The organism is Ideonella sp. sgz306126 (assembly GCF_056032705.1).
Genome location: NZ_JBVYWP010000001.1, coordinates 712,147 through 730,636 on the forward strand (window position 1 = coordinate 712,147; position 18,490 = coordinate 730,636).

The 18,490-nt window shown below is 70.7% G+C and carries 16 protein-coding genes; 12 read left to right on the forward strand and 4 right to left on the reverse strand.

Going from position 1 to position 18,490, the window contains the following annotated elements:
- The first annotated feature begins 87 nt into the window (after positions 1-87).
- Both AC0N04_RS03270 and AC0N04_RS03275 read left to right on the forward strand, forming a co-directional pair.
- On the forward strand, positions 88-4,227 hold the full coding sequence (locus AC0N04_RS03270) for a YhdP family protein (protein ID WP_474278571.1): 4,140 nt from the start codon (positions 88-90) through the stop codon (positions 4,225-4,227).
- Positions 4,228-4,282: 55 nt separating this feature from the next.
- A complete protein-coding gene (locus tag AC0N04_RS03275; RefSeq protein WP_474278573.1) occupies positions 4,283-5,086 on the forward strand; it encodes a carbon-nitrogen hydrolase family protein in 804 nt (267 codons plus the stop codon).
- A 40-nt stretch (positions 5,087-5,126) separates the two neighbouring features.
- Here the strand turns inward: AC0N04_RS03275 and AC0N04_RS03280 are convergent, their stop codons facing one another.
- On the reverse strand, positions 5,127-6,035 hold the full coding sequence (locus AC0N04_RS03280; RefSeq protein WP_474278575.1) for a ChbG/HpnK family deacetylase: 909 nt from the start codon (positions 6,033-6,035) through the stop codon (positions 5,127-5,129).
- A gap of 22 nt (positions 6,036-6,057) precedes the next feature.
- Between AC0N04_RS03280 and AC0N04_RS03285 the strand changes: the two genes are divergently transcribed.
- A complete protein-coding gene (locus AC0N04_RS03285; RefSeq protein ID WP_474278578.1) occupies positions 6,058-6,459 on the forward strand; it encodes a GtrA family protein in 402 nt (133 codons plus the stop codon).
- Here the strand turns inward: AC0N04_RS03285 and AC0N04_RS03290 are convergent.
- Both AC0N04_RS03290 and AC0N04_RS03295 read right to left on the reverse strand, forming a co-directional pair.
- The gene (locus AC0N04_RS03290; RefSeq protein ID WP_474278580.1) at positions 6,404-7,951 is read right to left on the reverse strand and encodes an ArnT family glycosyltransferase; all 1,548 of its coding nucleotides are present in this window, start codon (positions 7,949-7,951) and stop codon (positions 6,404-6,406) included. The genes AC0N04_RS03285 and AC0N04_RS03290 overlap by 56 nt on opposite strands.
- Positions 7,951-8,961, reverse strand: a complete 1,011-nt coding sequence (locus AC0N04_RS03295) for a glycosyltransferase family 2 protein (protein WP_474278582.1) — start codon at positions 8,959-8,961, stop codon at positions 7,951-7,953. Before AC0N04_RS03295 ends, AC0N04_RS03290 begins: the two co-directional genes overlap by 1 nt.
- 141 nt (positions 8,962-9,102) lie before the next feature.
- On the opposite strand from AC0N04_RS03295, the gene AC0N04_RS03300 reads away from it, so the two are divergent.
- Positions 9,103-10,938 carry a DUF294 nucleotidyltransferase-like domain-containing protein gene (locus tag AC0N04_RS03300; RefSeq protein ID WP_474278584.1) on the forward strand — a complete coding sequence of 612 codons (1,836 nt, stop codon included), beginning with the start codon at positions 9,103-9,105 and terminating at the stop codon, positions 10,936-10,938.
- A gap of 6 nt (positions 10,939-10,944) precedes the next feature.
- Positions 10,945-11,607, forward strand: coding sequence for a 3'-5' exonuclease (locus AC0N04_RS03305; protein WP_474278586.1), 663 nt, complete (start codon positions 10,945-10,947; stop codon positions 11,605-11,607).
- A gap of 21 nt (positions 11,608-11,628) precedes the next feature.
- Here the strand turns inward: AC0N04_RS03305 and AC0N04_RS03310 are convergent, their stop codons facing one another.
- Complete coding sequence (locus tag AC0N04_RS03310) at positions 11,629-12,426, reverse strand: FRG domain-containing protein (protein WP_474278588.1); 798 nt, start codon at positions 12,424-12,426, stop codon at positions 11,629-11,631.
- A gap of 217 nt (positions 12,427-12,643) precedes the next feature.
- Between AC0N04_RS03310 and AC0N04_RS03315 the strand changes: the two genes are divergently transcribed.
- From AC0N04_RS03315 to AC0N04_RS03345, 7 genes are read left to right on the forward strand one after another with little or no spacing between them, the layout of a single operon-like run.
- Positions 12,644-13,429: an ABC transporter ATP-binding protein gene (locus tag AC0N04_RS03315; protein WP_474278590.1), complete on the forward strand. Its 786-nt coding sequence runs from the start codon at positions 12,644-12,646 to the stop codon at positions 13,427-13,429.
- A gap of 30 nt (positions 13,430-13,459) precedes the next feature.
- Positions 13,460-14,449, forward strand: a complete 990-nt coding sequence (locus AC0N04_RS03320) for an ABC transporter substrate-binding protein (RefSeq protein ID WP_474278592.1) — start codon at positions 13,460-13,462, stop codon at positions 14,447-14,449.
- Positions 14,450-14,481: 32 nt separating this feature from the next.
- The gene (locus AC0N04_RS03325; protein ID WP_474278594.1) at positions 14,482-15,258 is read left to right on the forward strand and encodes an ABC transporter permease; all 777 of its coding nucleotides are present in this window, start codon (positions 14,482-14,484) and stop codon (positions 15,256-15,258) included.
- A complete protein-coding gene (locus AC0N04_RS03330) occupies positions 15,245-16,009 on the forward strand; it encodes an SDR family oxidoreductase (protein ID WP_474278596.1) in 765 nt (254 codons plus the stop codon). Before AC0N04_RS03325 ends, AC0N04_RS03330 begins: the two co-directional genes overlap by 14 nt.
- 11 nt (positions 16,010-16,020) lie before the next feature.
- On the forward strand, positions 16,021-16,857 hold the full coding sequence (locus AC0N04_RS03335) for an alpha/beta fold hydrolase (RefSeq protein ID WP_474278598.1): 837 nt from the start codon (positions 16,021-16,023) through the stop codon (positions 16,855-16,857).
- Positions 16,850-17,671: an IclR family transcriptional regulator gene (locus AC0N04_RS03340; protein ID WP_474278600.1), complete on the forward strand. Its 822-nt coding sequence runs from the start codon at positions 16,850-16,852 to the stop codon at positions 17,669-17,671. The genes AC0N04_RS03335 and AC0N04_RS03340 overlap by 8 nt, the downstream gene beginning before the upstream one ends.
- A gap of 8 nt (positions 17,672-17,679) precedes the next feature.
- Positions 17,680-18,477 (forward strand): SDR family oxidoreductase, encoded by a 798-nt coding sequence (locus AC0N04_RS03345; RefSeq protein WP_474278602.1) that lies wholly within the window; start codon positions 17,680-17,682, stop codon positions 18,475-18,477.
- Positions 18,478-18,490 lie beyond the last annotated feature (13 nt).

Consider the following 18,490-nt stretch of genomic DNA (forward strand, 5'->3'; position numbering starts at 1 on the left):
ATTGATCCGGTGAGTCGGCGCGCATCGCGGGTGAGTGCCGCCAGCGGTCCTTCAGGCCGGAACACAGCGTATCGGTCTGACGTCTTCATGTCCCTGTCCTCGTCCTCTTCCGTGCCCCAGGCCTTGTCGCGCCGGCACGTCCCGCTGAGGTGGGCGCGCATCGCATGGCGCACCCTGCTGCTGCTCGTTTTAGCGCTGTGGAGCATAGTGCTTGTCGGGTGGCTGACACTGCATTGGGGGATTCTGCCGCACATCGACCATTGGCGGCCCGAGATCGAACGGCGTGTCAGCGCCGCGATCGGCGCGCCGGTCCGCATCGGTCGTATCGAGGTGCGCTCCTCGGGCTGGGTGCCCGCGCTGGAGTTGCGCGACGTGAGCCTGTCCGACCCGCAGGGCCGCGAGGCCTTGCGCCTGCCGCGGGTCGCCGCGGCGATCTCACCCCAGTCGCTGCTGACGCTGAAGCTGCGCTTCGCCCAGCTCTACGTGCAAACCCCGCAGCTGCTGGTGCGACGCGACGCGCAAGGGCGCTTGCATGTCGGTGGCCTGGCGATCGCCGGCGACGCTTCGCTGGGCGGCAGTGGGGCCGGCGACTGGCTCTTCGAGCAACAGGAGATCGACATCGAGGGCGGCTCGGTCACCTGGGTGGACGATATGCATCCGGCGCCGCCGCTGCAGTTGCAGAATGTTCGCGTGGTCCTGCGCAACAGCCTGCGCACCCACGCGTTGCGGCTGGATGCGACGCCGCCCGCGGCCTGGGGCGGTCGCTTCAGCGTTCGAGGTCGCTTCCGCCAGCCGCTGCTGGCGAGGGCGGGCGACTGGCAGCGCTGGAACGGCACGCTGTTCGCCGACCTGCCCTCGGCCGACGCGGCGGCGATCCGGAGCTACTTCCGGCTGCCGGTCGACCTGTCCAGCGGCATCGGTGCGCTGAGGGCCTGGCTGGACCTCGACCAGGGGCGTTGGCAGGCCGCCACCGTGGACCTGGCGCTGTCGCGGGTGGCGCTGCGCCTGGCCCCGTCGCTGGCGCCGCTGGACTTCGATCAGGTGCAGGGCCGCCTGTCGGCCCAGCGCGAACGCCAGGGCCTGCGCCTGACCCTGGATCGCTTCGGCTTCCATACCCGCGATGGCCTGGCCTGGCCGGCCAGCCACGCCTCGCTGGCATGGCGGCAGACCGGGGGAGCGAGCACGCTCGACGCCGCGTGGCCGGCCAGCCGCGACATCAGCGGCGGCGAGTTCAGCGCCGATCGCCTCGACCTGGCCGTGCTGGCCAGGCTCGCCGAGCGCTTGCCGCTGCCCGTCCCGGTGCGCCGCCAGCTGGCCGAGTTGAAGGCGCAAGGCGTGGTGACCGGCCTGACGACGCGCTGGACCGGCTCGCCCGACCAGCCCGCCAGCTACCGGGTGCGCGCCCAGATCGACGACTTGTCGATCGCATCGCAAGCCTCGCCCGAGCCTGACGGGGTCGGCCGCCCCGGTTGGCGCCATGCCAGCCTGACGCTGGACGCCAACGAAACCGGCGGGCAGGCGCAGCTGTCGCTGAAGAACGGCGCGCTGCTGCTGCCTGGCGTGTTCGCCGATCCGGTGCTGCCGCTGGACCGCTTCAGCAGCCAGCTGATCTGGCACATCCGGCGCGCGCCCCATGGCGAGAGCCGGCCCGCCGAGGTCGAACTGCTGCTGCCGGACGGGCGTTTCGCCAACGCCGATGCCGAGGGCGAGCTGCAGTTGCACTGGCAGACCGGCACCGGCTCGGCGCTGGGCAAGGGCGGACGCTTTCCTGGCGTCATCGATCTCACCGGCACGCTGCGCAAGGCCCGCGCCGCGGCTGTGGCCCGCTATCTGCCGCTGGGCGTGGCGGCTTCGGCACGCGACTACGTGGCCGCGGCCGTGCGCGACGGCCAGGTTCCCAAGGCCGTCTTCGTGGTCCGGGGCGATCTGGCGGACTTTCCTTTCGACCAGGCCCGCGATGGCGATTTCAAGGTGCAGGCCCAGGTCGAGAACGTGACGCTGGCCTACGTGCCGGACGATCCGACCGCGCCGGCCGGGCAGCCCGCGTGGCCGCCGTTCACCGGCGTGCGCGGCGATTTGCTGTTCGAGCGCGGATCGATGAGCATCCGCAACGCCCGCGCCAAGCTGTGGGGCATCGACCTGCGCAACGTCAACGGCAGCATCCCCGACCTGACCCAGCAGGCCGCGCTCCACATCGAAGGCGCGGGCCGCGGGCCCTTGACCGATGCGCTGAAGTTCGTCGCCTCGACGCCGGTGGGCGGCTGGACGAACCGAACGCTGGACGCGGCGATCGGCGGCGGCGACGCCGACCTGGCGCTGGCGCTGAACATCCCGCTCGAGCATGCCGATGCCACCACGGTGCGGGGCAGCGTCACGCTGGCCGGCAACGACCTGCGGCTGAGCCCCGCCGTGCCGCTGCTGGCCCAGGCCCGGGCCCGCATCGATTTCAACGAACGCGGCTTCGCCATCACCGGCGGCAACGCGACACTGCTGGGCGGGCCCGTCAGGATCAGCGGCGGAACGTCGGCCGATGGATCGGTGCGCATCGCCGCCACGGGCACCGCCACGGCCGAGGCGCTGCGCCAGGCGCAGGAGTGGGGGCCGCTGGCCCGGGCGGCCGCCGCGATGAGCGGCCAGGCCCGTTACCAGCTGCAGCTGGGCTTCGCCCGCGGCCAGACCGAGATGACCCTGAGCAGTCCGCTCACCGGCATCGCGCTGGACCTGCCCGCGCCCTGGCGCAAGGCGGCGGCCGAAACCTGGACGCTGCGCGTGCAGACCGCCCTGGTGAAGGACGGTGCCCCCCGCGCCACCCAGGATCACCTGCACATCGATCTGGCGCCGGCGCAGGGCCCGGCCTTGCAGGCCGACTACCTGCGCGACCTGGCCGGCGACAGCCCCCGCGTGCTGCGCGGTGCCGTCGGCGTTGGAGGCGACCTGCCGCCGCCGCCGTCCAACGGCGTGGCCGCGCGGGTGACGCTGGGGCGGGTCGATGCCGACGCGTGGTGGGCGGCAGCCCAGGGTCTGCTGGGCCCGGCGGGCGACGGGGCGGCCGCCGGCTACGCGCCGACCACGCTGCAGTTGAACGCCCAGTCGCTGAACCTGCACGGTCATGCGCTGACGCATGTGAGCGCGCTGCTGCAGCAGCCCGCCGTGCCCGCCCAGCCGTGGCGCGTCGCGCTGCAATCCGACCAGGCGCAGGGGCAGGTGGATTGGCAACCGGCAGGCGCCGTGCCCGCCCGCCTCAGCGCCCACCTCGACCGCCTGGTGATCGAGCCGGGCGCGGCCCCTCGGTCCGCGGTCGCCGGCATTTCCAAACCGGTCGACGACGGGCCCCAGGGCGCGCTGCCGGAGCTGGACATCGTCGTCGACGATCTGCTGTGGCACGGCCAGCACCAGGGCCAGCTGCGACTGGCGGCCGATGCCGCGCCAGCGACGGCGACCACCTGGACGCTGCCGCTGCTGTCGCTGGTGTCGCCCGAGGCCCAATGGAACGGCAGCGGCGTCTGGCTGCGGGGCCCGTCCGGCCACACCACGCTGAACCTGAGCTTGTCGATGCAGGACGCCGGCAAACTGCTGGAGCGCCTGGGCATGGGCCGCGTGCTCAGTGCGGGCCAGGGCCGGGTGACGGGCCAGCTCCGCTGGCCCGGCAATCCCGCGGCCTTCGACGGCTCACAACTGGGCGGCCATCTGGCGCTGAGCGTCGACAAAGGGCAGTTCCTCAAGGTGGAGCCCGGCGCCGCGCGCCTGCTGGGCGTCCTCAGCCTGCAGTCGCTGCCGCGCCGGCTGACGCTGGACTTCCGCGACGTGTTCGACCGCGGCTTCTCGTTCGACAACGTCAGTGGCGACATCGCGCTGAACCAAGGCATCGCCCGCACGGACAACCTGCGCGTGCGCGGCGTCCAGGCCGCCGTGCTGGTCTCGGGCCAGGCCGACCTGCACCGCGAGACCCAGGACCTGCACGTGGTGGTGGTGCCGGAGATCAACGCCGGCACGGCGTCGCTGGCCTACGCGGCGATCAACCCGGCCATCGGCCTGGGCACCTTCCTCGCGCAATTCCTGCTGCACGGGCCGCTCCAGCAAGCCGGCACGCGCGAGTTCCATGTCAGCGGCAGCTGGGATCAGCCCAGTGTCGAGACCGTCGAGGTCCACGCGGCCCCCGGCCCCGCCGCCTCCGGCCCGGTTGCACCGGCGGGCGCCGCATCGACCCCCGATCTCGCGGCGCGCTGAACGACCCGATGACCGAAGAGCCGCAGGGCCGCCGCCGCGGCCTTATGCTGTGCGCATGAAGATCGCCGCCCTGCAAATGGTGTCCACCCCCGACGTGGACCGCAACCTCGCCACCGCTGCCCGCCTGATCGCCCAGGCCGCCGACGCCGGTGCCCGCCTGGCCGCGCTGCCCGAATACTTTTGCCTGATGGGCCGGCGCGACGACGACAAGCTCGCCATCGCCGAGGCCGATGGCCAGGGCCCGATCCAGGCGTTCCTGGCTGCCGCGGCGCAGCGCCACGGGCTGTGGCTGGTGGGCGGCACGCTGCCGATCCGGGCGAACGCGCCCGGCAAGGTGCGCAATGCCTGCTGCGTCTGGGACCCGAGCGGCGCCCGCGTGGCCCGCTACGACAAGATCCACCTGTTCGGCTTCGACAACGGCAGCGAACAGTACGACGAAGGCCGGGTGCTGGAAGCGGGCAGCACGCCGGTGGCCTTCGAGGCCGAGAGCCTGCGGATCGGCCTGTCGATCTGCTATGACCTGCGCTTCCCCGAACTCTACCGGGCCTTGATGCACCCGCCTTGCGACCTGCTGGTGGTGCCGGCCGCCTTCACCCACACCACCGGCCAGGCCCACTGGGACTTGCTGCTGAGGGCGCGGGCAGTCGAGAACCAATGCCATGTGCTGGCCAGCGCGCAGGGCGGGCTGCATGAGAACGGCCGCCGCACCTGGGGGCACAGCCTGATCGCCGACCCCTGGGGCCAGGTGCTGGCGCAGCAGGACGGCGGTGAAGGCGTGGTGCTGGCCGAACTCGACACGGCACGCCGCGACGCCGTGCGCCGGCAGTTGCCGGCGCTGGCGCACCGGCGCCTGGCCTGACGCCAGGTTTCAGGCGCAGGCTGCGGCGATGCGCGGCGCATCAGCGCAAGCCCGCCGCCGGCCCGCGCAGCGTGGCGGCCAGGGCCTGGACCCGCACGCCGTGGCGGGCCAGCATCGCCGCGAAGGCGTCGCTGGCCAGCACCCGGGCCTCGGCTTCGCGCGCCGGCAGCAGCGCATCGTTGACGCCGTCGGCCGCGACGGCCGGGTGGACCATCAGCACGTCGCGCTCGGTCGCCCGCGCCAGCCAGGCATCGAGCAAGGACTCGAAGCCGGCGTCGTCGTGGTCGAAGCGGCGCACGCCCAGCAGGTGCGCGCTCTGCGCCAGGCCCAGGCGGCGGGCTCCGCGGGACAGGGCCTCGCAACCGAGCGTCTGGATGATCCAGGGCTTCACGCGCTCGGGCCACGGCAGGCCGGGCGCGCCCTGCAACGCCGGCGCCGGTCGGGCGCAGCGCCTGAGCCAGGGCCGCGCAGCAGAGCCGGGCCACCGCCGTGCGATCTCGCTCAGCAAGGCGTCGCGCACGACAGGCAACTGATGCACGTGCTGATGGCCATCGATGAAATCCGGACGGCGGCCGACGATCGTTTCGAAGGCATCGAGTTGGCGCGCGATCTCGCCGGCCAGCGCCGCGGCCACGCCCGAAGCGGCCAGCGCGCCGCGGTAGGCGTCGACGATCAGCGTGTTCAGCGGCCGGACCCAGCGCGCGCCGGGCAGCGCTTCGGTCAGGTTCAGGTGCAGGCCGCATTCAAGGGTATCGTGCGACACCTCGCCCAGTCCGCGGACCACCTCGGCCATCGCCGGCCCATCGACCAGACAGCTCCATGACGACACCCTGCCCTGTTGCGCCAAGGCCCGTGCCGCGCGGTTCACGCCGGCATGCAGGCCCAGATCGTCGATGCAGACCGCCAGCGGGCGCAGTGCGGGAGCTTGGGAGGCGGGGGCAGCAGGCATCGGCGTCCTCGTGGGGGGCGGCATGACCCGCCAGTTGTTCTGGTTCGTGATCGTCGGCATCGCCGCGGCAGCCACCCATCTCGGCGTCGTCGCGGTGCTGGTCGAGGGCCCGGGCCTGGCGCCGCAGCACGCCAACGTGCTGGCTTGGGCGGTGGCTTTCGGCGTGTCGTTCAGCGGGCACTTCCGGCTGACATTCTCCGGCAGCGGCGCCGCGCTGGGGCCGGCGGCCAGGCGATTCGCGCTGGTCAGCTTCGGCGGTTTCCTGGTCAACCAGGGCGCCTACACCCTGCTGCTGCGCTGGAGCCCGTGGAACTACGAGTTGCTGCTGGCGCTGGTGCTGGTCGGCGTCGCCGCACTGACCTTCGTGCTCAGCCGCTGGTGGGCGTTCCGCCACACAGCGCGGCGCGGGCCGCCGGAGCACTGAGGTCCAGCCGCAGCAGTTCGAGGTAGCGGGTACGGGCGATCAAGCTCGCCGTGGTCAATTCCGGCGGGCGCTTGACTTCGCTGACGACGACCCAGGTCACCGCCTGGCGGCAGAGTTGCGCGCGCAGGTCGCGCTGGTCGATCAGCACCCGCCGCGCCGCCGCCGGATCGAACTCGCCGGCATCGAACAGCTCCTTCTGCCAGCTGTCGCGCTTGAGCGCCACGGTGTCGTGCCAGTCGGTCACCGCCGCCACCGGCGCGGGCTCCTTCAGCAGCAGCGGCAGGTCGTAGGTGTAGCGGCCGACGATCAGCAGCGGCTCGCCCGGCTGGCGCTGGGCTTGCAGCGCCGGCACCAGCGGTGCGGCCGATTTCTTGTCGAACACCGTAACCGCGACGATGAAGGACAGCGACAGGGCCGCCGACAGCAGCGCCACCGCGTTGAAGCGGCGCGGCGGGACCTGGGCCCGCCAGGCCGCCGCCAGCACCGCCGCCAGCGGCGGCAGGGCCGGCAGCACGTAGCCGATCAGCTTGGACTTCGGCATCGAGAAGAAGCCGACGATCACCGCCATCCAGACCCACATCAGCAGGTTCAGGCGCAACGGATCGCCCCCCTCGCCCACCTCGCCCGCCACCGCCCCGCGCCGCTTCAGCGCCCACCACGCCCCCAGCGACCACGGCAGCACCAGCAACAGCGTGGCCGGCACGTAGAACCAGAACGGCTGCTGGTTGTTGAAGCCGCCTTCGGCGAAGCGTTGGAACTGCTGGTAGATGAAGAAGTAGTGCAGGAAATCGGGGAAGCGCTGCTGCATCGCGACGAACCACGGTCCGGCCACCGCCAGCATCAACAGCGGCCCGGGCCACCACAGCAGGGCCAGGATGTGCTTCGGACGGCGGCGCCACACCAGCCAGACCAGCAGCACGCCGCCGGGCAGCACGATGCCGATCAGGCCCTTGGCCAGCACGCCCAGGCCGGCCAGCGCCCAGGCCAGCAGCAGGCTGCGCCGATGCGGCTGGCCCAGCTCCAGCGCGCACATGGCGTCGACAGCGGCGCAGACCGTGGCGCTGATGCAGCCCGCCACCAGCATGTCCAGGTTGGCGTATTGCGCGCCGCCGAACAAGAACGGCGAGGTCGCCAGCACCAGCAAGGCCGCGCGAGCCTGGGCCTCGCCGGCGCGGCGGCGCAGCAGCCCGTAGAGCGAGCCGCCGGCCAGCATCGCTCCGATCAGCGGCGCGATGCGACCCGACCACGGATGCACGCCGAACACCTGCAGCGAGACCGCGGTGATCCAGTAGAACAGCGGCGGCTTGTGGAAGAACGGCAGGCCGTCCAGCGTCGGCACGCGCCAGTCGCCGCTGCGCAGCATCTCCCAGGCCACGCCGACGTAGCGCCCCTCGTCGGGCAGGGCCAGTGGCCGCAGCCACAGCGTGCACGCCAGCCAGAGGAACAAGGCCAGCAGGACGCGCGGCGGCGTCCAGGGGGATTTTTCGGTCATCAGGAAACAGTCTTGTCGTCGCTGCCGCCCAGACGGCGGCGCACCAGATAGATCGGCCGGGCCTTGACCTCGTCGAAGACCCGCCCCAGGTACTCGCCCAGGATGCCCACCGACAGCAGTTGGATGCCGGCGAACAGCAGCAGCAGCACGACGATGGTCGTCCAGCCCGACACGTCGGCGCCATAGAGCAGGTAGTTGATCGTCACGAAGGCCCCGTAGCCGAAGGACGCCAGCGCCAGCACCGCGCCGACGGCGCTGAACAGCCGCAGCGGCCAGGTGGTGAACGCGGTGACGCCCGACAGCGCCAGGCCCGCCAGCTTGAGCGGCTTGAAATGGCTCTGTCCGTGCACCCGCTCGTCCGGGCTGTACGGCAGCGCTTCGGTCCGAAAGCCGACCCAGGCGTACAAGCCCTTCATCAACCGGGTGCGCTCGGGCAGGGTCTTGAGCGCGTCGACCACCGCGCGGTCCATCAGCCGGAAATCGCCGGCGTTGTCCGGGATCGGCACCGGCGATCCGATGTTCATCAGACCGTAGAACGCCTTCGCGCCCAGGCGCTTGAGGGCTCCCTCGTCGTCGCGGTCCTGGCGCGCGGCATAGATCACGTCGGCACCGGCCTGCCAGCGCCGCACCATCTCGGTCACGTAGCGCAGGGGATGCTGGCCGTCGGCGTCCATCAGCACCACGGCCTCGCCACGGCTGGCGTCCAGCCCGGCGGTCAGCGCGGCCTCCTTGCCGAAATTGCGCGACAGCAGCAGGGCCCGGAAACCCGGCCGCCCGCTCCACTGCGCCAGCACCTCCGCGGTGTCGTCGCGACTACCGTCGTCGACCATCACGACCTCCCAGCGCGGGAAGCCGGCGCGCAGGTAGGCTTCGAGCTGCGGCAGCATCAGGCGCAGATTGGCCGCCTCGTTGTAGCAGGGCAGCACGCAGCTCAGGAACGGAGGGGCTGTGCGCCCGGCGGCGGTGCGCGGCGGCGAGGCCGCGTCGGCGTTGGCGACGACTTCGGGCACGATCGGTTCGATGGCGGGACGCACGACTGTGAAGGAAGCGGCCATTGTCGTGCATTGCGCCGGGCCAGGCCGCGTCAGCCCGGTGCAGGGCATCATGCGCAGAATGTGGCATCCGTCGCCGCGCCAGGAAAGGCCCCGCCCTTGCCCACCGCCTTCAATTTCAACGCCTCGCCGTTCGATTGCCTGAACAGCGAAGAACGCCAGCTGGTGCGCGAGCACCTGGATATCGCCTACTACCGCGAAGGCGAGGCGGTGCTGGAGCCCGGCACGCCCCCGACGCACCTGTTCATCATCATCAAGGGCTTCGTGCACCAGTTCGATGGCGACGAACCGGTGGCGACCTACGGCCCGGACGACAGCTTCGACGGCCGCGCCCTGGTGGCGGGCAAGGTCAGCAGCCGCTTCGTCGCCGCCGAAGAGCTGCTCGCCTACCAGCTGGCGCACCAGGCGGTGGCCGAACTGATCTCGCGCAACGCGACCTTCGGCGCGCTGCTGTTTGCCGATCTGTCGAAAAAGCTGTCTGCCTTGTCGGCGCAGGGCGATCCGCACGAAATGCAGGCGCTGACGCTGGCCCGGGTGCACCAGGCCGCCGTGCGACCGGTGCAGACCGTCGCGGCCGGCTGCGACATCGTGTCGGTGGTGCGGCTGTTCACCGCGGCCCGCACCGACCACGTGCTGGTGCGCGACGAGGCCGCGCAGCCGCCGCGCCTGGGTATCTTCACCACCACCGGCCTGCAGCGGGCGATCCTGAACGGCACGCCGCTGGCGCAGCTGGCGGTCGGTGAACTGGCCACGTTCGACCTGGTCAGCGTGCGACCCGACGACTACCTGTTCGACGCGCTGGCCACGATGATCCGCCACAAGGTCCGGCGCGTGGTGGTGGCCCAGCCCGGCGCGGAGGGCCCGCCGGCCATCCTGGGCACCTTGGACCAGCTCGACCTGCTGGGCTTCCTGTCCAATCACTCGACGCTGATCACCCGCCAGATCCTGGAGGCCGACGCGCTGCCGGCGCTGCAGGCCGCGGCCCGGCAGATCGACACGCTGATCGCGCTGCTGTACCGCGGCGGCACCAAGGTCGGCATGATCGCCCGCCTGGTGCAGGAGCTCAACGCCCAGCTGTTCGAACGCGCCTGGCGCTTGATCGCGCCGGCCGAGCTGGTGGCCAACAGCTGCCTGTTCGTGATGGGCAGCGAAGGGCGCGGCGAGCAACTTCTGAAGACCGACCAGGACAACGGCCTGGTGCTGCGTGACGGCTATGCGCCACCGCCCGATCTGGACGCGATCTGCCAGCGGTTCTCCGATGCGTTGGCCGATTTCGGCTACCCGGAATGCCCGGGCCGCATCATGGTCAACAACCCCGCATGGCGCCAGAGCGCCGCGGCCTTCCGTCAGACGGTGCGTACCTGGCTGCTGATCCCGACGCCGGAGACGCTGATGGCGCTGGCGATCTTCATCGACGCCCATGCCGTCTGCGGCGATGCCAGCCTGCTCGAAGCGGTGCGCGCCGAGATCTTCCAGCTGACCACCGACAACGACGCCGTGCTGGCCCGTTTCGCCTCGGCGTTGAACGCCTTCGACCAGGACCATGGCTGGTGGAGCCGGCTGCTGTCGCTGGGCGAGGATCACCAATTGCTCGACCTGAAGAAGGCGGGCACGTTTCCGCTGGTGCATGGCGTGCGCAGCCTGGCGCTGGCGCACCGCATCGCCGCCACCGGCACGGTGGCCCGCATCGAAGCGCTGGCTGCCGATCAGCGGCTGCCGGCCGATCTGGCCACCGATCTGATCGACAGCCTGCACTTCTTCATGGGCCTCAAGCTCAAGACCGGCCTCCAGGCGCGCGAGACCGGGCAGGTGCCGGGCGGCATCGCGGTGGGCAAACTCAGCAGCCTGGACCGCGACCTGCTGAAGGACACGCTGGGCGTGGTCAAGCGCTTTCGCACCATGCTGTTCCAGCGCTTCCGCCTCGACATGGTGTGACGCCTGATGAGCCTGCCGCCATCCCCGTCGGCGTGGAGCGCGCCCTGGCGCTCCCTCAAGCGCGAGTGGTTGCTGTACCACCTGGGCGATCAGCGCTTTCGCTTCCTCTACGACGCGCCGCCGCCCGACGAGTGGGTCTCGCTGGACTGCGAGACCACCGGCCTGAATCCGAACCGCGACGAGATCATCTCGATCGGCGCGGTGCGCATCGTCGGCCATCGGGTGCTGACCAGCGAGCGCCTGCAGCTGCTGGTCAAGCCCAGCAAGGCCATCTCCGCCGATGCGATGAAGGTGCACGGCCTGCGCGAGCGCGATGTGGCGGGCGGCCTGGACATCGACGAGGCGATGCGCCGGCTGCTGCGCTTCATCGGCCCCCGTCCCCTGGTGGGCTACTACCTCGAGTTCGACGTCGCGCTGATCAACCGCGCGATCTTCCCGATGCTGGGCGTGGGCCTGCCCCAGCCCAAGATCGAGATCTCGGCGATGTACTACGACTGGAAGCAGCGCAGCCTGCCGCAGTACCAGCACGGCGCCAGCATCGACCTGCGCCTGGCCACGCTGATGAACGACCTGGCCCTGCCGACCCGCCACGCCCACGACGCGCTCAACGACGCGATCATGGCGGCGCTGGCCTTCATCAAGCTGCGCGAGCTGCTGAAGGCCCGCTGAGGCGGCGGCGGACCGCGCGCGTCACCGCGGCCGCGACCGGTACGCGTCGATCAGCCTCTCCCACACCACCTCGAGCTCGTAGGCGGTGGAGCGCGCCAGGCCTTCGAGGTCGGGGAACAGCGAAGCGTGCGTGAGATTCATGCGGTAGAGCTGCTGCATCGCCTCGACGCGCATCTCCAGCGGCAGCACGTACTTGATCAGCAGCGGGTCGGGCGAGGCGTAACCCGCCAGGATGCGCTCCAGCGACTGATCCAGCACGCCGGGAATGACGAACAACCCGGACTGCGCCACCAGGCGCCTATCCATTTCCGAGGGTTCGCCAAACCAGATCAGCGGCCAGCGGTTGCCGAGGAAGTAGCGGTTGAAGTGCCCTGGCTGGCGCGGGTCGATGCGCTCGCGCGTCAGCGTCGTGTCGAAGCTGGGCGCGGCCTCCCACAACGCCGGCGTGTTCAGCGCATAGACCGCCGCATCGGTCACCGCCTCTTCCAGCGCGAAGAAGGCCGCGATGAAGGGTGACTTGGTGAAGTCCAGCAGGCGCGTCGGCGCGCCGTGGTGCTGCATCAGCGCCAGACAGCGCAGATCGTCGTCGAGCGCGCCGCGGTCGGGCAGATAGATGTGCGCCTTGCGTCGGAACACGCGCAGCGCACGCTCCTCGCGCAGCGGCCACAGCGTGCGGTCGTCGCAATAAGTCTGCAGGCGCCGCGTCAGCGAACTCACCAGCGGCCACTGCGCCGAGACCTCGCCGCGGAAGGCCCAGCCCGCGTGGGCCGCGGTCAGGCCGACGAATTCGTCCCAACGAGAGAGTCGTATCACCTTCATGCCGTTCTCCGGATCGCGAAGCGAACCTCGGGCAAACCCTCATGGCAAAGCCCGGCTCGTATGCCCATCATACTGCACATGTTCCAGATATGAATCACTGTTTCATATATGAAACGCACATCAAACCGGGCCGGAAGAACCGAAGGCCGGGCCCGGGGCGGGCGGCGTCCCTCACACCTTACAGGCTGCTGCCGCTGAACGGCACCGGCACGAACCCATGATCGAAATCGAGTTCCGTCATGTATGCAAGCGCTTCCCGACCCGGGACGGCAGTGTGCCGGCCTGGGCCGTGCGCGACCTGAACATCCAGGTCAAGAGCGGTGAGGTGGTGTCCATCATCGGTCCGTCGGGCTGCGGCAAGAGCACGCTGCTGAACATGGGTTCGGGCCTGTACCTGCCCACCGAGGGCGAGGTCTACGTGGGTGGCCAGCGCGTCACCAAGCCGATGCGCCAGGTGGCCTTCATGCTGCAGAAGGACTTGCTGATGCCGTGGCGCAGCATCCGCGCCAACGTCGAGCTGGGCATGGAGATCGACGGCGTGCCGGCGGCCGAGCGCCACCGCCGCGCCGACGAGCTGCTGGCGCGCTGCCACCTCAAGGGCTTCGGCGACCACTTCCCCTACCAGCTCTCCGGCGGCATGCGCCAGCGCGCGGCGCTGGCCCGCACGCTGGCCATTGAGCCCCAGGTGCTGCTGATGGACGAGCCGTTCTCGGCGCTGGACGCGCAGACCAAGATGGTGCTGCAGGAAGACCTGGCGCAGATGCTCTCGGAGCAGAAGAAGACCGCCGTCTTCATCACCCACGACCTGGCCGAGGCGGTGGTGCTGTCGGACCGGCTGCTGGTGATGAGCGCGCGCCCCGGCACCGTGATCGAGGAAATCCCCATCGACCTGCCGCACCGCGACGACCCTTTCAAGCGCCGCACCCTGCCCGAGATCGGCCCGCTGGTCGGGCGCCTGATGCAGTTGCTCAAGGTGGGCGACCCGGCCACCGAGCTGCACTGACCCTGCCCCCTCACCGCCCAAGGAGCCTCCGTGAACCTCTTTCTTCGTCCCCCCCTCCGCCGCAGCGTCGCGGCCCTGCTGCTGGCACTGGCCTCCGGGGCCCAGGCGGCGCCGGAAGAAGTGACCTACCTGCTGCCCGCGCCGCAGACGCTGCCGGCCTTCGCGCCGTGGATGATCGCGATGCAGAACGGCTACTACGCCGACGAGAACATCAAGGTCAACTTCGTCGCGGGCAAGGGCGGCGTCGACGTGGCCAAGCAGATCGGCGCGGGCAACGCGGTGATCGGCGGCGCGATCGGTGACACCCCCATCATCGTGCGCGCCAATGGCATTCCGGTGAAGGCCGTGGCGGTGCTGGGCGCGGGCTCGCTGACCCAACTGGCCACGCACGAGGCCGGACCGCTGAAGAAGATCGGCGACCTGCGCGGCAAGACCATCACCGTGATGGCCTACACCGACACCACCTACTACGCGCTGCTGGGCGCGCTGAAGTCGGCCGGCCTGAAGAAGGACGATGTCTCGGCCCAGGCCGCCGGCCCGGCCGGGGTGTGGCAGCTGTTCGCCAGCCACAAGTCCGACGCGATGGCCGCCGTGCCTGAATGGGTGGTCAACGCCGAGGACGCTGGCGCCAAGGTGCGCCTGATCCCCACCGTCGACGCCTTCCCCAGCATGGCCCAAGCCATCCTGGCCTCGGACGAGACCATCAAGAACCGGCCCGATCTGATCAAGCGCCTGGTGCGCGCCACGCTGCGCGGCATGCAGGACATCATGAAGGACCCCAAGGCGGCAGCGACGGTCTACGCCAAGGCCGTGCCCCAGTACAAGGGCAAGGAGGCCGAGGTCGAGCGCATCTTCGATCTGTACCGCGACCGCGTGTACGCCCACCAGACCGTGCTGGGGCAGATCGACGCCAGGCGCCTGGAGGCGGTGCAGAAGTTCTACGTCAGCGAAGGCATCGTCAACAAGGCGACACCGGTGGCCGACCTCTACACCAACCAGTTCGTCGGCGTCGCACGCTGACGCATCCGCCGGAATCGCAAGGACACCCGGGCATGAAACTGCTGAACCGTTCGACCCTGGGCAGCCTCGCGCTGCTAGGCCTCTTCCTGTCACTGTGGCAATGGGGCCCGGGCTGGCTGGGCATGCCCGAATTCGTGCTGCCGAAATTCTCGCGCTGCGTCGAAGAAGGGATCGACATGTGGCGCAACGCCGACCTGCTGCAGCACACCGGCATCACCGCGCTGGAAATCGTCGTCGGCTTCGTGCTGGGCTCGCTGCTGGGCATCTCGGTGGGCGTGGCGCTGGGCCTGTCGCCGGCCGCCGAGTCCATTCTGTCGCCCTACATCCTGGCCTTGCAGATCGCGCCCAAGGTGGCCTTCGCGCCGCTGTTCGTGATGTGGCTGGGCTACACCGTCTACCCGAAGATCCTGGTGGCGATCCTGATCGTCTTCTTCCCGATCATGATCAACGTGCTGTCGGCGGTCCGCACCGTCGACCCCGACATGATCAACCTGGTGCGCACCCTCAACGCCGGCCGGCTGCAGGTGTTCCGCCTGGTCGAATTCCCGTCGGCGCTGCCGGCGCTGTTCTCGGGTCTGCGCATCGGCTCGACCCTGGCGGTGATCGGCGTGACGGTGGGTGAACTGGTGGGCGGCAACCAGGGGTTGGGCTTCCTGCTGGTGTCGGGCGAAGGCCAGGGCGACACCGCCTCGGTGTTCGTCGTCATCACCGCGCTGACGCTGATCGGCATCGCGGCCTACGGCGCGGTCGTCTGGCTGGAAAAGCGGGTGCTGCACTATCTTCCGAGGGCGCAACATGCCACGGTCTGACCTTTTGTTGAGCGGGCGGCGGGTGCTGGTCACCGGCGGCAGCCGCGGCCTGGGCCTGGCTTTCACCCTCGCCATCGCCGCAGCAGGCGGTCGGGTGGTGATCGCCGACATCCGCTCCGACTTGGCCGCGCAATCAGCCGCCTTGCTGCGAGCCGACGGCCATGACGTGCAAGCACTGGCGCTCGACCTGGCCGACCCGGCCTCGGTCGAGCGCTGCGTGGCGCAAGCCGTGGCGCTGCTGGGAGGACTGGACGGCCTGGTCAACAACGGCGCGGTCACCGACTCGGGCGGTCGCTCGGCCGACGAGATCGAGATCGACACCTGGGACCGTGTGATGAACGTCAACGTGCGCGGCACCTGGCTGATGACACGAGCCTGCCACGCAGCGCTGGCGGCGAGCGGTCGTGGCGCGGTGGTGAACCTGGCGTCCGACACCGCGCTGTGGGGAGCGCCGCGCCTGCTGGCCTACGTGGCAAGCAAGGGCGCCGTGATCGCGATGACCCGCACGCTGGCGCGCGAACTGGGCAGCGAGGGCATCACCGTCAACGCCATCGCCCCGGGGCTGGTCGACGTCGAAGCCACGCAGTACGTGCCGGCCGAGCGCCATGCGCTGTACGTCAGCCAGCGCGCCATCCAGCGCGCCCAGCAGCCCGAGGATGTCAGCGGCGCGGTGATCTACCTGCTGTCCGACCTGGCGCGCTTCGTCACCGGGCAGACGCTGGCCGTCAACGGCGGCTTCGTCACGCACTGAAGGTGGCATCGATGAACGCCCTGGACACCCGCTTCCCGCTGCGCCGCGCCGAGTGCGCGCACGGCGTGCAGGCCTGGCGCGAGGCCGGCGCGGGCGAGCCGCTGGTGCTGCTGCACGGCATCGGCTCGGGCGCGCTGAGCTGGGCCGCCCAGCTGGAAGACCTGTCGGCGACGCACCGCGTGATCGCCTGGGATGCCCCGGGCTACGGCGAATCGTCCGCGCTGCCGCAGCCGCGCCCGCTGGCGACGGACTATGCCGATGCGCTGGAGGGCTGGCTCCAGGCCATTGGCGTGGACCGGCTGGTGCTGGTCGGCCACTCGCTGGGCGCGCTGGTGGCGTCGGCCTGGGCGCAGCGCCACCCAGATCGGCTGCGCCACCTGGTGCTGGCCAGCCCGGCTCGCGGCTACGGTCACACGTCGGCAGCCCAACAGGAACAGACGTGGCGCGCGCGCTGCGAACTCGTCGACCGCCTGGGTCCGCAGGGCATGGCCGAGCATCGTGCAGCAGCGCTGTGCAGCCCACAGGCCTCGGCGGCGACGATCGAGGCCGTGCGCTGGAGCATGGCCCGCGTGACCCGCGACGGCTACGCCCAGGCGGCGCACCTGCTGGCGCACGACGATCTGCTGACCCACGCGCGGGGCTTGAGCGTTCCGATCTCGGTGCTGTGCGGCGAGCTCGACCGCGTGACGCCGCCCGACGCGTGCGCCGCTCTCGCCAGCGAACTGGGCGCGACCTGGCACACGCTGCCCGGCGTGGCCCACGCCTGCTACGTCGAGGATCCGGTGCTTTTCAACGCTGCGCTGCGCGGCTGTGTGACCAGAAATAACACGAGGGACGTCCATGTCTGAGACCGATACCGAGCGCTATTCCGTGCCGGGCCTGGAGCGCGGCCTGCGCATCCTGGGCGAATTCAGCCGGCGCGAGCCGACGCTGAGCGCCCCCGAGCTTGCGCGCCGCCTGGGCGTGCCGCGCACGACGGTGTTCCGCCTGCTGGTGACGCTGGAGAGCATGGGCTTCGTCGAGCGCACGCCAGACGGGCACGCCTACCGGCTGGGCCTGGCGGTGCTGCGCCTGGGCTTCGAGTACCTGGGTTCGCTGGGCATGGTCGAGCTCGGCCGTCCGTTGCTGGACAAGCTGCGTGACGCCACCGGCTACGCCGCCAGCCTGGTGGTGCGCGACGGCCGCGACGTGGTCTACCTGTACCGCGCGGCCTCGGCCTCGCCGTTCGCCACGTCGGTGGCGGTGGGCACCCGATTGCCGGCGCACGCCACGGTGCTGGGCCACGTGCTGCTGGGCGACCGCTCGCTGGGCGATCTGCGCAAGCTCTATCCCGAGCCGCAGCTGGAAGGCCGCAGCCCCAACACACCGCGCGATACCGAGGCCTTGTTCAAGGTCGTGCAAGGCATCCGCGAGCGCGGCTGGGTGCTGGCCGAGGCCTACTTCGAGCCGCACATCTGCACCGTGGCCGCGCCGGTGCGCGACGAGACCGGCCACATCGTGGCTGCCATCGGCCTGACGGTGCCGGGCGGCGAGATCCCGGCCGAGCAGCGCGAGCCGCTGGCGCACCAGGTCCGCGACGCCTCGGCCGAGCTGTCGCGTCTGCTGAACTTCCACGACGACGGCCAGGGCAGCCCCCAGGTCGTGCCCCTGCGCTCCGCCTGAGGTCCGCCATGCTGACGATCGACCTGTCCTCTCGTGTGGCCGTGGTGACCGGCGGCAGCTCAGGCATCGGCTTGGCCAGCGCCGAGCTGTTCCTGCGTGCCGGCGCCGCCGTGGCGATCTGCGGCCGCGACGCCGAACGACTGCACGCCGCCGAGCAGCAGCTGCGGACCACCGTGCCCGACGCACGCCTGCTGGCCCAGACCTGCGACGTGCTGGACCCGGCACAGGTGAGCGACTTCGCCACCTCCGTGGCCCGGCGCTTCGGCGGCGTCGACATGCTGGTGAACAACGCCGGCCAGGGCCGCGTCTCGACCTTCGCCAAGACCCCCGATGCGGCGTGGACCGACGAACTGCATCTGAAGTTCTTCTCGCTGATCTACCCGACGCGCGCCTTCCTGCCGCTGCTGGAGAAGAGTCCCTGCGGCGCGATCGTCTGCGTCAACTCGCTGCTGGCGCTGCAGCCCGAGCCGCACATGGTGGCCACGTCGGCGGCGCGCGCCGGCGCGCAGAACCTGGTGCGCTCGATGGCCACCGAGTTCGCACCCAAGGGTGTGCGGGTCAACAGCATCCTGATCGGCCTGGTCGAGTCGGGCCAGTGGCGGCGCCGTTTCGAGGCCCGCGAAGACCGGGCGCAGACCTGGGAACAGTTCACCGCCGCGCTGGCCGCCAAGAAGGGCATCCAGCTCGGCCGCCTGGGCAAGCCCGACGAGGCCGCCCAGGCCATCTTTCACCTCGCCACGCCGCTGTCGTCGTACACGACCGGCAGCCACCTCGATGTCTCGGGCGGCCTGGCCCGTCATCTCTGAACGCATGCAAGCC

Bases quoted from the DNA above. Each gene is read 5' to 3' on its own strand.
- AC0N04_RS03270 (WP_474278571.1), top strand. From the start codon at position 88: ATGTCCCTGTCCTCGTCCTCTTCCGTGCCCCAGGCCTTGTCGCGCCGG.
- AC0N04_RS03275 (WP_474278573.1), top strand. From the start codon at position 4,283: ATGAAGATCGCCGCCCTGCAAATGGTGTCCACCCCCGACGTGGACCGC.
- AC0N04_RS03280 (WP_474278575.1), bottom strand. From the start codon at position 6,035: ATGCCTGCTGCCCCCGCCTCCCAAGCTCCCGCACTGCGCCCGCTGGCG.
- AC0N04_RS03285 (WP_474278578.1), top strand. From the start codon at position 6,058: ATGACCCGCCAGTTGTTCTGGTTCGTGATCGTCGGCATCGCCGCGGCA.
- AC0N04_RS03290 (WP_474278580.1), bottom strand. From the start codon at position 7,951: ATGACCGAAAAATCCCCCTGGACGCCGCCGCGCGTCCTGCTGGCCTTG.
- AC0N04_RS03305 (WP_474278586.1), top strand. From the start codon at position 10,945: ATGAGCCTGCCGCCATCCCCGTCGGCGTGGAGCGCGCCCTGGCGCTCC.
- AC0N04_RS03310 (WP_474278588.1), bottom strand. From the start codon at position 12,426: ATGAAGGTGATACGACTCTCTCGTTGGGACGAATTCGTCGGCCTGACC.
- AC0N04_RS03315 (WP_474278590.1), top strand. From the start codon at position 12,644: ATGATCGAAATCGAGTTCCGTCATGTATGCAAGCGCTTCCCGACCCGG.
- AC0N04_RS03325 (WP_474278594.1), top strand. From the start codon at position 14,482: ATGAAACTGCTGAACCGTTCGACCCTGGGCAGCCTCGCGCTGCTAGGC.
- AC0N04_RS03330 (WP_474278596.1), top strand. From the start codon at position 15,245: ATGCCACGGTCTGACCTTTTGTTGAGCGGGCGGCGGGTGCTGGTCACC.
- AC0N04_RS03335 (WP_474278598.1), top strand. From the start codon at position 16,021: ATGAACGCCCTGGACACCCGCTTCCCGCTGCGCCGCGCCGAGTGCGCG.
- AC0N04_RS03340 (WP_474278600.1), top strand. From the start codon at position 16,850: ATGTCTGAGACCGATACCGAGCGCTATTCCGTGCCGGGCCTGGAGCGC.
- AC0N04_RS03345 (WP_474278602.1), top strand. From the start codon at position 17,680: ATGCTGACGATCGACCTGTCCTCTCGTGTGGCCGTGGTGACCGGCGGC.